The organism is Actinomycetospora straminea (assembly GCF_028737255.1).
GTDB lineage: Bacteria > Actinomycetota > Actinomycetes > Mycobacteriales > Pseudonocardiaceae > Actinomycetospora > Actinomycetospora straminea.
In genome coordinates this window covers 535,817-547,909 of record NZ_JAQZAN010000001.1, presented here as the reverse complement: position 1 = coordinate 547,909, position 12,093 = coordinate 535,817, and the positions used below count along the sequence as shown (strand labels likewise).

At 73.0% G+C, this 12,093-nt stretch carries 12 protein-coding genes, 3 tRNA genes and 1 pseudogene; 14 read left to right on the top strand and 2 right to left on the bottom strand.

What is annotated here, in order from left to right; genetic code table 11:
* Positions 1-151: 151 nt before the first annotated feature.
* From PH190_RS02605 to PH190_RS02580, 6 genes are all read left to right on the top strand, one after another.
* Complete coding sequence (locus PH190_RS02605) at positions 152-1,693, top strand: putative bifunctional diguanylate cyclase/phosphodiesterase (protein WP_274229920.1); 1,542 nt, start codon at positions 152-154, stop codon at positions 1,691-1,693.
* Positions 1,694-1,729: 36 nt separating this feature from the next.
* Positions 1,730-1,802, top strand: a tRNA-Thr gene (locus PH190_RS02600).
* Positions 1,803-1,879: 77 nt separating this feature from the next.
* A tRNA-Met gene (locus PH190_RS02595) sits at positions 1,880-1,955 on the top strand.
* Between the two features lie 56 nt (positions 1,956-2,011).
* Complete coding sequence (gene rpmG, locus PH190_RS02590; protein ID WP_116708438.1) at positions 2,012-2,176, top strand: 50S ribosomal protein L33; 165 nt, start codon at positions 2,012-2,014, stop codon at positions 2,174-2,176.
* Between the two features lie 12 nt (positions 2,177-2,188).
* Positions 2,189-2,647, top strand: coding sequence for an FAS1-like dehydratase domain-containing protein (locus tag PH190_RS02585; RefSeq protein ID WP_274229919.1), 459 nt, complete (start codon positions 2,189-2,191; stop codon positions 2,645-2,647).
* Entirely contained in the window at positions 2,644-3,063 is a 420-nt protein-coding gene (locus PH190_RS02580; protein ID WP_274229918.1) for a MaoC/PaaZ C-terminal domain-containing protein, read from the top strand. The genes PH190_RS02585 and PH190_RS02580 overlap by 4 nt, the downstream gene beginning before the upstream one ends.
* A 162-nt stretch (positions 3,064-3,225) precedes the next feature.
* On the opposite strand, the gene PH190_RS02575 is transcribed toward PH190_RS02580, so the two are convergent.
* Together PH190_RS02575 and PH190_RS02570 are read right to left on the bottom strand one after the other, a co-directional pair.
* Complete coding sequence (locus PH190_RS02575; protein WP_274229917.1) at positions 3,226-4,083, bottom strand: SGNH/GDSL hydrolase family protein; 858 nt, start codon at positions 4,081-4,083, stop codon at positions 3,226-3,228.
* 80 nt (positions 4,084-4,163) lie between these two features.
* Positions 4,164-5,414 carry a pyridoxal phosphate-dependent aminotransferase gene (locus PH190_RS02570; RefSeq protein WP_274229916.1) on the bottom strand — a complete coding sequence of 417 codons (1,251 nt, stop codon included), beginning with the start codon at positions 5,412-5,414 and terminating at the stop codon, positions 4,164-4,166.
* Positions 5,415-5,628: 214 nt separating this feature from the next.
* Between PH190_RS02570 and PH190_RS02565 the strand changes: the two genes are divergently transcribed.
* The 8 genes and pseudogenes from PH190_RS02565 to PH190_RS02530 all read left to right on the top strand — a co-directional run.
* A tRNA-Trp gene (locus PH190_RS02565) sits at positions 5,629-5,701 on the top strand.
* 64 nt (positions 5,702-5,765) lie between these two features.
* Positions 5,766-6,149, top strand: a complete 384-nt coding sequence (secE, locus tag PH190_RS02560) for a preprotein translocase subunit SecE (RefSeq protein WP_274229915.1) — start codon at positions 5,766-5,768, stop codon at positions 6,147-6,149.
* A 68-nt stretch (positions 6,150-6,217) separates the two neighbouring features.
* Positions 6,218-7,276: a transcription termination/antitermination protein NusG gene (gene nusG, locus PH190_RS02555; protein ID WP_274229914.1), complete on the top strand. Its 1,059-nt coding sequence runs from the start codon at positions 6,218-6,220 to the stop codon at positions 7,274-7,276.
* Between the two features lie 36 nt (positions 7,277-7,312).
* A complete protein-coding gene (rplK, locus tag PH190_RS02550; RefSeq protein WP_274200554.1) occupies positions 7,313-7,747 on the top strand; it encodes a 50S ribosomal protein L11 in 435 nt (144 codons plus the stop codon).
* Between the two features lie 78 nt (positions 7,748-7,825).
* Complete coding sequence (gene rplA, locus PH190_RS02545) at positions 7,826-8,536, top strand: 50S ribosomal protein L1 (protein ID WP_274229913.1); 711 nt, start codon at positions 7,826-7,828, stop codon at positions 8,534-8,536.
* Positions 8,537-8,821: 285 nt separating this feature from the next.
* Positions 8,822-9,427, top strand: a complete 606-nt coding sequence (gene rplJ, locus PH190_RS02540) for a 50S ribosomal protein L10 (protein WP_274229912.1) — start codon at positions 8,822-8,824, stop codon at positions 9,425-9,427.
* A 47-nt stretch (positions 9,428-9,474) separates the two neighbouring features.
* Positions 9,475-9,864: a 50S ribosomal protein L7/L12 gene (rplL, locus tag PH190_RS02535; RefSeq protein ID WP_274229911.1), complete on the top strand. Its 390-nt coding sequence runs from the start codon at positions 9,475-9,477 to the stop codon at positions 9,862-9,864.
* 420 nt (positions 9,865-10,284) lie between these two features.
* Positions 10,285-11,337, top strand: a pseudogene (locus tag PH190_RS02530) (ABC transporter ATP-binding protein); the annotation flags it as partial.
* Positions 11,338-12,093 lie beyond the last annotated feature (756 nt).

The following is a 12,093-nucleotide window of genomic DNA, read 5'->3' as shown; positions in this document are numbered from 1 at the left end:
CATGATGGTCCGGGTGAGTGAACTACCCGGCGGTCAGGTGATCACGATTTGTTGCGTACGGTGAACGCAGCGAAGATGTGATCCGGGTGCGTACGAGTCGCGAGCCGGGGTCGGCGCCCGCCGGGGAACGACCGGGAAGGGGAGTGGTGCCGTGAGCCACGCGCCCTTCGTGTCGGCCGCACCGGCAGCACCCACAGCACCGGTCGCTGCCGGGACGGCCCCGCCGACGGTGCTCGTGCTCGGCGCCCTGCTCGTGCTCGTCCTCGCGGCGGTCGTGGTCGGCCTGGTCGTCACCCGCGCCCGCCGCCGCCGGCACGACGCCGCCACCAGCGCGCTCGCCGAGCGGCTGCGCCGCGACGCCCACCGCGACGCGCTGACCGGCCTGCTCAACCGCGAGGGCTTCCTGCACGCCGTGACCGGGTCGGGCGGGGCGGTCGCCGTCGTCGACCTGGCCCTGCTCGGGCAGGTGAACGACACCCTGGGCCACGCGCGCGGCGAGGTGTTCGTCCGCCTGGCCACCGAGCGCCTGGTCGGGGTGCGCCTGCCCGTCCTGCACGGCGCGGCCCCGGTCGCGGCCCGCCTCGAGGGCGACACCTTCGCCGTGCTCCTCCCCGGCGTCGACGGCCACGAGGCCCACCTCGCCGCCGAGGACCTCCGCGAGCGCCTGCTCGCGGCCTACCTCGTGGAGGGCGTGCGGTTCGAGCCGCCGGTGGTCGTCGGGGTCGCCGCCGACGGGCCCTGGCTCGCCGACGTCCCGCAGGGCCCGGAGCGGACCGCCGCGCTGCTGCGCCGCGCCGACGTCGCGCTGGCCGCCACGCGCGACGGCGGCGACCCGGTGCGCTGCTACGAGCCGAGCATGGGCGAGCGGGCGGCCCGCCGGCTGCGCCTCATCCGCGGCTTCTCGGCGGCCGTCGAGCGTCGCGACGTCCGCGTCGACTTCCAGCCCGTCGTCTCGCTCGGCGAGCGCACCGTCGTCGGGGTCGAGGCGCTGGCGCGCTGGGACCACCCCGAGCTCGGCCTGCTGCTGCCCGACGAGTTCGTGCCCGTCCTCGAGGCCACCGGCCAGATCGCCGAGCTGACCTCGTTCGTGCTCGACGAGTCGCTCGCCGCGGCCCGGCGCTGGCTCGACCGCGGGATGCGGCTCTCGGTCGCGGTCAACGTCTCGGTCGGTAACCTCGGCACCCCCGGCTTCCCCGACGAGGTGGCGACGCTGCTCGCCACCCACCGCGTGCCCGCCGAGCTGCTCACCCTCGAGCTCACCGAGTCCGGCGTCTCCTCCGAGCGCGAGGTCGCGCTGCCGGTGCTGCGCCGCCTGCACGCCCTCGGCTGCCACCTCGCCGTCGACGACTTCGGCACCGGGCAGTCGTCGCTGGCCCACCTGCGCCGGCTCCCCGTCGACCAGGTCAAGATCGACAAGAGCTTCGTGCTCGGCATGGGCACCGAGTACGGCGACGTCGCGGTCGTCCGCGCCATCGTCGAGATGGGCCACACGCTCGGCCTCACGGTGGTCGCCGAGGGCGTCGAGCAGGCCGCCGTGCGCGTCGCCCTGGCCGAGATGGGCTGCGACGTCGCGCAGGGCTACCTGGTCTCGCGGCCGCTGCCCGCGCGCTGCTTCGACACGTGGCTGGACTCGCTCGACGTGCTCCCGGGCGAGCCCGGCGCCGCACCGGGACCCCGGACGCTGATCGCGTGACGCGGGGTCTAGACTGGTGCACGCCCTCCGGGGCAGGCCCCTTTAGCTCAGTCGGCAGAGCGTCTCCATGGTAAGGAGAAGGTCTACGGTTCGATTCCGTAAAGGGGCTCTCGGTGAGCAGCCGGCGGACCTGGGTTCGCCGGCTTCGTCGTGCGAGGGGACACCTCGCCCGGCGGGGCTCACCGCGGCGGTGTAGCTCAGTCGGTAGAGCAAACGGCTCATAATCGTTGTGTCGCCGGTTCAAGTCCGGCCACCGCTACCAGCCAGGCCCCGCGGGCCCTGCCCGCGGCTGCAGCATCGACAGCGAGAGGAACCTCCGTGGCCACCACCGACATCCGTCCGAAGATCACGCTGGCCTGCGAGGAGTGCAAGAACCGCAACTACATCACGCGGAAGAACCGGCGGAACGACCCCGATCGCCTGACGATCAAGAAGTTCTGCCCGCACTGCGGCACCCACCGCGGTCACCGCGAGACGCGCTGACCTCCTCGCCCCGTGCCGCTCGACGCGTCGTTCGCGGGCCGCTCGTGGCCCGCGGAGACCTACGAGGTCTCGCTGGAGAAGGTCCGGGAGTTCGCGGCCGCCATCGGCGCCGACGACCCGGTGCACCACGACCGTGACGCCGCGCGGGCGGCGGGCCACCCCGACGTCGTCGCCCCGACGACGTTCCCGGTGGTGTTCACCTGGCCCGCCACCCGTCGCGTGGTCGACGACCCGGCGCTCGGTCTGGACTTCGCGCGCGTCGTGCACCGCGACCAGTCCATCGAGGTCACGCGGCCCCTGTACGCCGGCGACGTCGTCACCTCGGTGGTCGTCGTCGACGAGATCCGCGACCTCGCGGGCAACGACGTCATCACCTTCCGCGTCGACGTCACGGACGCCGACGGCGCCGCGGTGCTGACCACGCGCGCGACCCTCGTCGGGCGCGCCGAGCCCGGGGGCGAGCAGGCATGAGCGCGGTCAGCGACGCGAGCGCCGGCGACCAGCTCGAGGCCCGCACGGTGACGATCACCCGTGCCGACCTCGTCGCCTACGCCGGCGCCTCGGGCGACCTCAACCCGATCCACTGGAACGAGCGCGTCGCGGTCGAGGTCGGGCTGCCCGGCGTCATCGCCCACGGCATGTTCACGATGTCGCTCGCCGCGCGCTACGTCGCCGACCTCGCGGGCGACCCGACGGCCGTCGTGGCCTTCTCCACCCGCTTCACCCGCCCGGTCGTCGTGCCCGACGACGACACCGGCGCCACCCTCGAGCTCGGCGCCAAGGTCACCGACGTCGCCGACGACGGCACGCGCACGGTCGGCGTGACCGCCATGCACGAGGGCAAGGGCGTCCTCGGCAAGGCCGTCGCCACCGTCCGCCCCCGCTGAGGGCGCGATCTCGTTGTGCAGCGAACGCGCTGTTCGCTGCCTCTATGCGTGCAGAGTCCCCGTTCGCGAGCGAAGTAGTGGTGTCCACCCGCCCGCGAACGCGGAGTTCGGACGCGTAGAGGCAGCGAACAGCGCGTTCGCTGCAACTGCCCCCGACCGCCGCTACGCCGCCGCGGGCACGCCCAGGGCGGCGAGCACCGCCCGGGCCATCGCCGCGGCACCGAGAGCGTTGGGGTGCACCGGGGCCGCGGGCGCCGTCGGCAGCAGGCCCTCGATCCACCGCTCGCCCGGCAGCGCGCACACGTCGTGGCCCACGGTCGGCGTGGCGGTGTCGACGTAGGTCGCCCCGCCCCCGGCCGCCGCGTCCGCGATCTCGGTGTTGAGGTGGCCGAGCACGCCCCGCAGGTACGCGACGTCGCCGGGCGTGTACGGCACGACCGGGTAGCAGCCCGGGCCCTCGGCCGGCAGCACCGACGGGTAGCCGACGAGCAGGACCCGCGCGGCCGGGGCGCGGCGGTGGACCTCGGCGAGGACGTCGTCGAGACGGTCGCCGAGGGCGTCGACGCGCGCCTCGAGCTCGTCGTGGCTCGCCTCGGTCCAGCGGTCGCGGCAGGGCGTGCCGACCGGGGACGCGCTCACGCAGCTGCGGACGATCTCGCCGAACCCGATGTCGTTGCCGCCGATCCCGACGGTGACGAGCTGGGTGCCGGCGCCCAGGGCGTCGTACTGCGGCGGGTTCTGGCCGCCGTCCACCGTCTGCGCGGCGGCGAGGTCGCGCGTCCGCGCGCCGCTGCAGCTGACGTCGGTGAGCTGCGCGCCGGTGCGCTCCGCGACGAGGTGCGGGTAGTTGTTCACCGACCGCTGGCAGCCCGGCGGGGGCCCGGCGGGCGCGCCGGTCAGCGGTGAGCTGGTGTACGAGTCGCCGAGCGCGACGTAGACCTGCCCGGCCGGCAGCGGCGCCGGGGCCGCCGACGCCGTCGGGGTCAGCAGCAGGGCGACCAGCCCCACCAGGGCGGCCACGGACAAGATCGGCCGACGGCCCACCGGTTCCCCCTCGTTCCCCCGGCCCCGGCGGGACCGTCGACCCATGATCGCCGGTCTCAGCGGGCCTCGGCCAGCAGGTCGGTCATGCGGGTGACGCCGGTGCGCAGGTCGTCGTCGCCGAGGGCGTAGGACAGCCGGAAGTACCCGGGGGTGCCGAAGGCCTCGCCCGGCACCACGGCCACCTCGGCGTGCTCGAGCACGAGCGCGGCGAGGTCGACGCTGGTCTGCGGGCGCTCGCCGCGGATCTCCTTGCCGAGCAGCCCGGCCACCGACGGGTAGGCGTAGAACGCGCCGCGGGGCGTCGGGCAGGTGACGCCGTCGATCCCGGAGAGCAGCTCGACGATGAGCCGGCGGCGACGGTCGAACGCCTCGCGCATCGTGGCGACCGCGTCCAGGGGCCCGGTGACGGCCGCGAGGGCCGCGCGCTGGGCGACGTTGCAGACGTTCGAGGTCAGGTGCGACTGCATGTTGACCCCGGCCGCGACCACGTCGGCGGGCCCGATCATCCAGCCGACGCGCCAGCCGGTCATCGCGAACGTCTTGGCGACGCCGTTGAGCACGACGCAGCGGTCGGCGATCTCGGGCACGGCGACCGGCATCGACACGTGCTCGGCGCCGTCGTAGACGAGGTGCTCGTAGATCTCGTCGGCGATGACCCAGACGCCGTGCTCGGCGGCCCAGCGCCCGACGGCCTCGACGAGCTCGCGCGGGGCGACGGCGCCGGTCGGGTTGGACGGCGAGCACCACAGCAGCGCCTTGGTGTTCGGGGTGCGCGCGGCCTCGAGGGCCTCGACGGTCGGCAGGAAGTCGGTCGACTCGTCGGTGTCGATCTGGACCGGGTCGCCGCCGGCCATGCGCACGGCCTCGGGGTAGGTCGTCCAGTACGGCGCGGGCAGGAGCACCTCGTCGCCCGGGTCGATCAGCGTCGCGAAGGCCTCGAACACGGCCTGCTTGCCGCCGTTGGTCACCAGGACCTGGCGGGCCTCGACCTGCCAGCCCGAGTCGCGGGCCGTCTTCGCCGCGATCGCGTCGCGCAGCTCGGGCAGGCCGGCGGCGGGGGAGTAGCGGTGGTTCTTCGGGTCCGAGCAGGCCGCGATCGCGGCGTCGACCACCGGCTGCGGGGTCGGGAAGTCGGGCTCGCCGGCACCGAAGCCGATGACGGGACGCCCGGCCGCCTTGAGGGCCTTCGCCTTCGCGTCGACCGCCAGCGTCGCCGACTCCGCGATCCCGCCGACACGGGCGGAGATGCGGCGGTCGGTCGCGGAGGGCTGCAGGGAGACCGACGAGGACGACGTGACCGATGCCATGTCCGAGAATTCTGGCAGACCGGCCCGCGGCGGCCGGGCACCGGGAGGAGGGTCCGGGGCGGGCCGGAGGAGCGGTGCCGGGGCCGGGGCACGGCCGTCGGGGAGCACGTGCGTACCATGGTTCTCCGGGACGGTTCGTCCGTCGCTCCCGCGCGCTCGTCGACGGTGCGGAGGTGGCGCGTACCGGCCCGCGGCGGTCCTCCGGGGCCGCCACAGGGGCGTAGCTCAATTGGCAGAGCAGCGGTCTCCAAAACCGCAGGTTGCAGGTTCAAGTCCTGTCGCCCCTGCACCGACGACGGTGACGCCCGCCGGCCCGGCGGAGTGGTGGACGAGGACGGTGAGGACGGCGCAGTGAGCGAGGACAGCAGCCGGCGTCGGCGCGCGAGCGACGACGACGACGCGCGTCCGGTCACCGCCGCCGGCCGTCGACGCCGCGCCGGCGCGGCAGGGAACGGCACCGGCGGGGACGCGGACACGGCGAGCGGCCGCCCCGGCAAGGGCACGGCCACCCCGACGCGGGACCGCGCCTCCGCCGAGCCGCAGGGCTCGCTGATCACACGGCTGCGGCGGTTCCTGCGCGAGGTGGTGGCCGAGCTCCGCAAGGTGCACTGGCCCACCCGCCGGCAGATCGTGGTCTACACGTTCGTCGTCCTCGTGTTCGTGGCGTTCATGGTGGCCCTGGTGGCCGGACTCGACTGGGTCTTCGCCAAGGCCGTGTTCGCCCTCTTCGGCTGACCGTTCCGCCGAGCGGCCGGCCGGGCACCGCGCCGCGGTGCCCGCCGTGCAAAGGAAGTGAGACAGAAGTGACCTCCGCAGGATCCGGCGCAGAGTCCGAGAACGGCACCCCCGACGGCGGTGAGCCCGAGCTCGTGGGCGAGTCGCGCACGCGCGGCGTCATGGTGCGCGAGGGCAGTGGGACCTACGGGGACCTGAGCACCGAGGAGAACCCCGCCACGCTGGACGACGGCGAGGTGGCCCGCGCCGCCCAGGAGGCGCGCGAGGAGTCCGACGCGGACGACGCCGAGGACACCGACGCGGACGGCGCCGAGGACACCGAGGTCGACCCCGAGGCCGACCTGCGCGCGGCGCGTGCCGCCCTGGGCGCGCCGGCCGACGAGGCCGACTCGGACCTCCCCGAGGAGTCGGCGGGCACCGGCGACGTCGCCGCCCGCGGCGACACCGAGGACGACCTGCAGGTCGACGAGGCCCCCGTCTCCGCCGAGGCCGCCGAGGTCGAGGAGGAGGAGGTCGACCCGGCGCAGGCCCTCAAGGACTCGCTGCGCCTGGCCCCGGGCGACTGGTACGTCGTGCACTCCTACGCCGGCTACGAGAACAAGGTGAAGGCGAACCTCGAGACCCGCGTGCAGACGCTGGACGTCGAGGACTTCATCTTCCAGGTCGAGGTGCCCACCGAGGAGGTCACCGAGATCAAGAACGGGCAGCGCAAGCAGGTCCAGCGCAAGGTGCTGCCCGGCTACATCCTCGTGCGGATGGACCTCAACGACGCCTCGTGGAGCGCGGTGCGCAACACGCCGGGCGTCACCGGCTTCGTCGGCGCCACCTCGAGGCCGTCGCCGCTGACGCTCGACGAGGTCGTGAAGTTCCTCCTGCCGCGCCAGGAGACGCCGAAGAAGGCGAAGGGCGCGGAGAAGGCCGGTGCCGAGGACTTCGGCGGCAAGCCCGCGGTCGAGGTCGACTTCGAGGTGGGCGAGTCGGTGACCGTCATGGACGGCCCGTTCGCGACGCTCCCGGCGAGCATCTCCGAGGTCAACGTCGACGCCCAGAAGCTCAAGGTGCTCGTCTCGATCTTCGGCCGGGAGACCCCGGTCGAGCTCGGGTTCAATCAGGTCTCGAAGATCTAGAGCCCGGGACACGGACAGAACAGGAACAGGGAAGTCATGCCCCCGAAGAAGCGACGGCTCTCCGCGGTCGTCAAGCTGCAGATCAGCGCCGGCGCGGCGACGCCGGCCCCGCCGGTCGGCCCGGCCCTGGGTCAGCACGGCGTCAACATCATGGAGTTCTGCAAGGCCTACAACGCCGCCACCGAGGCGCAGCGTGGTCAGGTCGTGCCGGTGGAGATCTCGGTCTACGAGGACCGGTCCTTCACCTTCGAGCTCAAGACCCCGCCGGCGGCCAAGCTGCTGCTCGCCGCGGCCGGCGTGAAGTCCGGCAGCGCGACGCCGCACAGCAAGAAGGTCGGCTCGGTGACGCAGGACCAGGTCCGCGAGATCGCGCAGACCAAGATGCAGGACCTCAACGCCAACGACCTCGACCAGGCCGCGAAGATCATCGCCGGTACCGCCCGGTCGATGGGCCTCACGGTCTCCGAGTAGACAACCGCCGGCCACCCGGCCGGCGCTCCGTGGGAGGGCCGCGCAGCCCCCACCACACCTGATCCACGAAGGACAGTCATGAAGCGCAGCAAGAAGTACCTGCAGGCCGCCGAGAAGGTGGACTTCGACAAGCTCTACAGCCCGCTCGAGGGCGTCAACCTGGCCAAGGAGACGTCGACGACGTCGATGGACGCGACCGTCGAGGTCGCCATGCGCCTGGGCGTCGACCCGCGCAAGGCCGACCAGATGGTCCGCGGCACCGTGAACCTGCCGCACGGCACCGGCAAGACCGCCCGCGTCATCGTGTTCGCCACCGGCGACACGGCCGCGGCCGCCGAGTCCGCGGGTGCCGACGTCGTGGGTTCCGACGACCTCATCGAGCGCATCCAGGGTGGCTGGCTCGAGTTCGACGCCGCCGTCGCCGCGCCCGACCAGATGGCCAAGGTCGGCCGCGTCGCGCGCATCCTCGGCCCGCGCGGGCTCATGCCGAACCCGAAGACCGGCACCGTCACCCCGGACGTCGCCCGCGCCGTCGCCGACATCAAGGGCGGCAAGGTGAACTTCCGCGTCGACAAGCAGGCCAACCTGCACCTCATCATCGGCAAGGCCAGCTTCGACACCGAGAAGCTCGTCGAGAACTACGGCGCCGCGCTGGACGAGATCCTGCGCGCCAAGCCGTCGGCCGCGAAGGGCCGCTACATCAAGAAGATCACCGTCACCACGACGATGGGTCCCGGCATCCCCGTCGACCCGAACCGCACGCGGAACCTGCTCGCCGCCGAGGCGTGAGGGCCCGGTCCCGGTGCCCTGCTGCGGAGGGCGCCGGGACCGCCGCGTAGACTGACAACAGATCGAACCCCGATCCACCGAAGACCGCTGGTCTCCTCGCCGGGCTCGCCCGGCCGAGGACGAAGGGCCCCACGACGGGGCGGCCCGCGCAGGAGGACGAGGCTCGCGACGCCCGCCGGGCCCCCAGCCCGCGCCGTCCGACGTCCCGTGCGCCTGCGCACGGGGCGTTTCGTCGTTCCGGGCCCGGACCAGGCGGTCGCCCGAGGACAGAGGAAGGAGGCGCGGATGCCTGACCCGACGCGAGCTCCGGCCGCCGACAAGGTCGCGGCCGTCGCCGAGATCGCCGCGGAGTTCCGCGACGCCTCGGCCATGGTCGTCACGGAGTACCGCGGCCTGTCGATGAAGCAGATCTCGCAGCTGCGCCGCTCGCTGGGCTCGGACGTCACGTACGCCGTCGCCAAGAACACGCTGGTCAAGCGGGCCGCTGCGGACGCCGGCGTCGAGGGCCTCGACGACCTGCTCGTCGGCCCGACGGCCATCGCCTTCATCGCCGGGGAGCCCGTGGACGCCGCCAAGGCGCTCCGCGACTTCCAGCGCGACAACAAGGCCCTGGTCGTCAAGGGCGGCTACATGGAGGGCCGCGCGCTCTCGGCCACCGAGGTCGAGCAGCTCGCCGACCTCGAGTCGCGCGAGGTGCTGCTCGGCAAGCTCGCCGGCGCCATGAAGGGCAACCTCGCGAAGGCCGCCGGCCTGTTCAACGCCCCGGCCTCGCAGATCGCCCGCCTCGCGCAGGCCCTGCAGGACAAGCGTGCGGCCGAGGGCAGCTCCAGCACGGAGGAGGCCGTCGCCGCGGTCGAGTCCGCGGACGCCGAAGCCAGTGCCGACGCCTGAGTCGGCCCCACCCCCCCACACCACCCCTGATCGATAGGAGCGCCACCATGGCGAAGCTGTCCACCGACGAGCTGCTCGACGCCTTCAAGGACATGACCCTCATCGAGCTCTCCGAGTTCGTGAAGAAGTTCGAGGAGACCTTCGAGGTCACCGCGGCCGCGCCGGTCGCGGCCGCCGCCGCCCCGGCCGCCGGCGGTGCCGCCGCCCCGGCCGAGGAGGAGAAGGACGAGTTCAACGTCGTCCTCGAGGCCGCCGGCGACAAGAAGATCCAGGTCATCAAGGTCGTCCGCGAGGTCGTCTCGGGCCTGGGCCTCAAGGAGGCCAAGGAGCTCGTCGAGAGTGCCCCGAAGCCGATCCTCGAGGGCGTCAACAAGGAGGCCGCCGACGCGGCCAAGGCCAAGCTCGAGGAGGCCGGCGCGAAGATCAGCCTGACCTGATCGACGCGCGCGAGCGCAGCAGGACCGCACGCACGGGGCGGGGACCTTCGGGTCCCCGCCCCGTCGTCGTCCCCGGGGTCGGACGTGCGGGTTCCCGGATCGCGAGTGGTCCCGGTCACGTCCGGCGCCGCGCGTCCGGGTGTCGCGCGGCCCGGCGGTGAGCCGCCGATCGCCGGGGCGAGCGGTCGGTCGCGCTCCACCGATCGCGTGGCAGCGTCCGTTCGTCGCCACCCGGACGGCGCAGCACGTGCCCGTGACCGGCGGAGAGGGACCCGGCGGCTGCCTTGCTTTCCGGATCAGTAACCTCCCCTCTCATCCGTCGTTGTAGACGTGACTCCCCTCTCGCGGGGTGCCGGCTCGAGGGCGTCGGTAACAGGGCGTTTCGCGCGTCGACACCACGGTGAAAGCAGGAGGAACTGCATGGCCGGCGTCGAGGTCGGGATCAAGAACCTGTCGAAGTCGTTCGGCAGCTCCAACATCTGGTCCGACGTGACGTTGACGCTGCCCGCGGGCGAGGTGAGCGTCCTGCTCGGCCCGTCCGGGACGGGCAAGTCGGTGCTCCTCAAGTCGATCATCGGCCTGCTCAAGCCCGAGAAGGGCTCGATCTTCATCCACGACACCGACCTCGTGCGGTGCTCGGAGTCGAAGCTCTACGAGATCCGCAAGCTGTTCGGCGTGCTGTTCCAGGACGGCGCGCTGTTCGGGTCGATGAACCTGTTCGACAACATCGCCTTCCCCCTGCGTGAGCACACCCGCAAGGGCGAGAAGGAGATTTCGGACATCGTGATGGAGAAGCTCGACATGGTCGGGCTCTCCGGTGCCGAGGACAAACTGCCCGGCGAGATCTCGGGCGGCATGAAGAAGCGCGCCGGCCTGGCCCGCGCCCTCGTGCTCGACCCCGAGATCATCCTCGTCGACGAGCCGGACTCGGGCCTGGACCCGGTGCGCACCGCGTACCTGAACCAGCTGATCGTCGACCTCAACGCCCAGCTCGACGCGACGATCCTCATCGTCACCCACCACCTCGGGACGGCGCGGTCGCTGCCGGACAACATCGGCATGCTGTTCCGCAAGAACCTGGTGATGTTCGGCCCCCGCGAGGTCCTCCTGACCTCCGAGGAGCCCGTCGTCCAGCAGTTCCTCCAGGGCCGTCGCATCGGTCCCATCGGGATGTCCGAGGAGAAGGACACCTCCCAGATGGAGGCCGAGATGGAGGAGCTGAAGAAGAAGGGCGGCTCGGCGGAGTCCGAGGAGTCGTTCATCGACCCGCAGCTCGAGGTCAGCGAGGGCGTCCCGGAGCGCAAGGCGGTGCAGCGGCGCAAGGACCGCGTCATGCAGGTCCTGCACACCCTGCCGCCGAAGGCGCAGACGGCGATCCTCGAGCAGCTCACCGAGGAGGACCAGGAGCGCTACGGCATCTCCCGGGACCAGGACCGCACCGAGCTCATCGAGATCACGCGCAACAACCCGCCCGAGGACGCCGACCCCTTCGGCTACCAGGCCATGCAGGAGGCCGCGGACAACTCGATGGTCGAGGACGCCCCGGCCGGCGAGGGCGAGGGCGAGGGCGACCAGGCCGGCAGCGGCGACCCGGACGCCGACGCGGAGGCCCGCAAGGCCCCGCCGGCGCCGCCGGAGTCCGACGAGCCCCTGGTCGGTGTCCCCGCCGACGAGGACGCCGGCGGCACGGTCGTGCTCCCGCAGGCCGGCGAGCACACCAAGAGCGAGGACGAGCAGTCCGACGAGGCCGGCAACCCGCCCGAGCAGCAGCAGGGCTCGGACGACCAGGCCCAGCAGGACCAGGACCAGCAGGACACCCAGCAGGTCCACCGCGACGAGACGCCGACCGAGCAGTTCCAGGCGCAGGGCGGGGCCCAGGGCCAGCAGGATCAGGGCCAGCAGGATCAGGGCCAGCAGGATCAGGGCCAGCAGGACCAGGGCCAGCAGACGACGCAGCAGGTCGCGACCGCCGGGGCGGCGGGCGCGGCCGGTGCCGCCGCCGGTGCCGCCGCGGCCTCGTCGGGGTCGTCGGACGACCAGCCGACCGGTCGCCACCACTGGCGCGGCGACCCCGAGCAGGCCGCCCGCACCGGCGACCAGGGTGTCGCCGGGCTCGTGCCCATGGCGGCCCGCCCCGCGGGCCAGCAGCAGGGCCAGCAGCAGGGTCAGCAGCACGGTCAGCAGCAGGGCCAGGGTCAGCAGCAGGGCCAGGGCCAGCAGCCGGGTCAG

What these genes read in the sequence shown, in the direction of transcription:
- PH190_RS02570 (WP_274229916.1), bottom strand. Translation starts at nt 5,414, where the DNA reads ATGGCATCGGTCACGTCGTCCTCGTCGGTCTCCCTGCAGCCCTCCGCG.
- rplL (WP_274229911.1), top strand. Translation starts at nt 9,475, where the DNA reads ATGGCGAAGCTGTCCACCGACGAGCTGCTCGACGCCTTCAAGGACATG.
- rplA (WP_274229913.1), top strand. Translation starts at nt 7,826, where the DNA reads ATGAAGCGCAGCAAGAAGTACCTGCAGGCCGCCGAGAAGGTGGACTTC.
- rplJ (WP_274229912.1), top strand. Translation starts at nt 8,822, where the DNA reads ATGCCTGACCCGACGCGAGCTCCGGCCGCCGACAAGGTCGCGGCCGTC.
- PH190_RS02580 (WP_274229918.1), top strand. Translation starts at nt 2,644, where the DNA reads ATGAGCGCGGTCAGCGACGCGAGCGCCGGCGACCAGCTCGAGGCCCGC.
- rplK (WP_274200554.1), top strand. Translation starts at nt 7,313, where the DNA reads ATGCCCCCGAAGAAGCGACGGCTCTCCGCGGTCGTCAAGCTGCAGATC.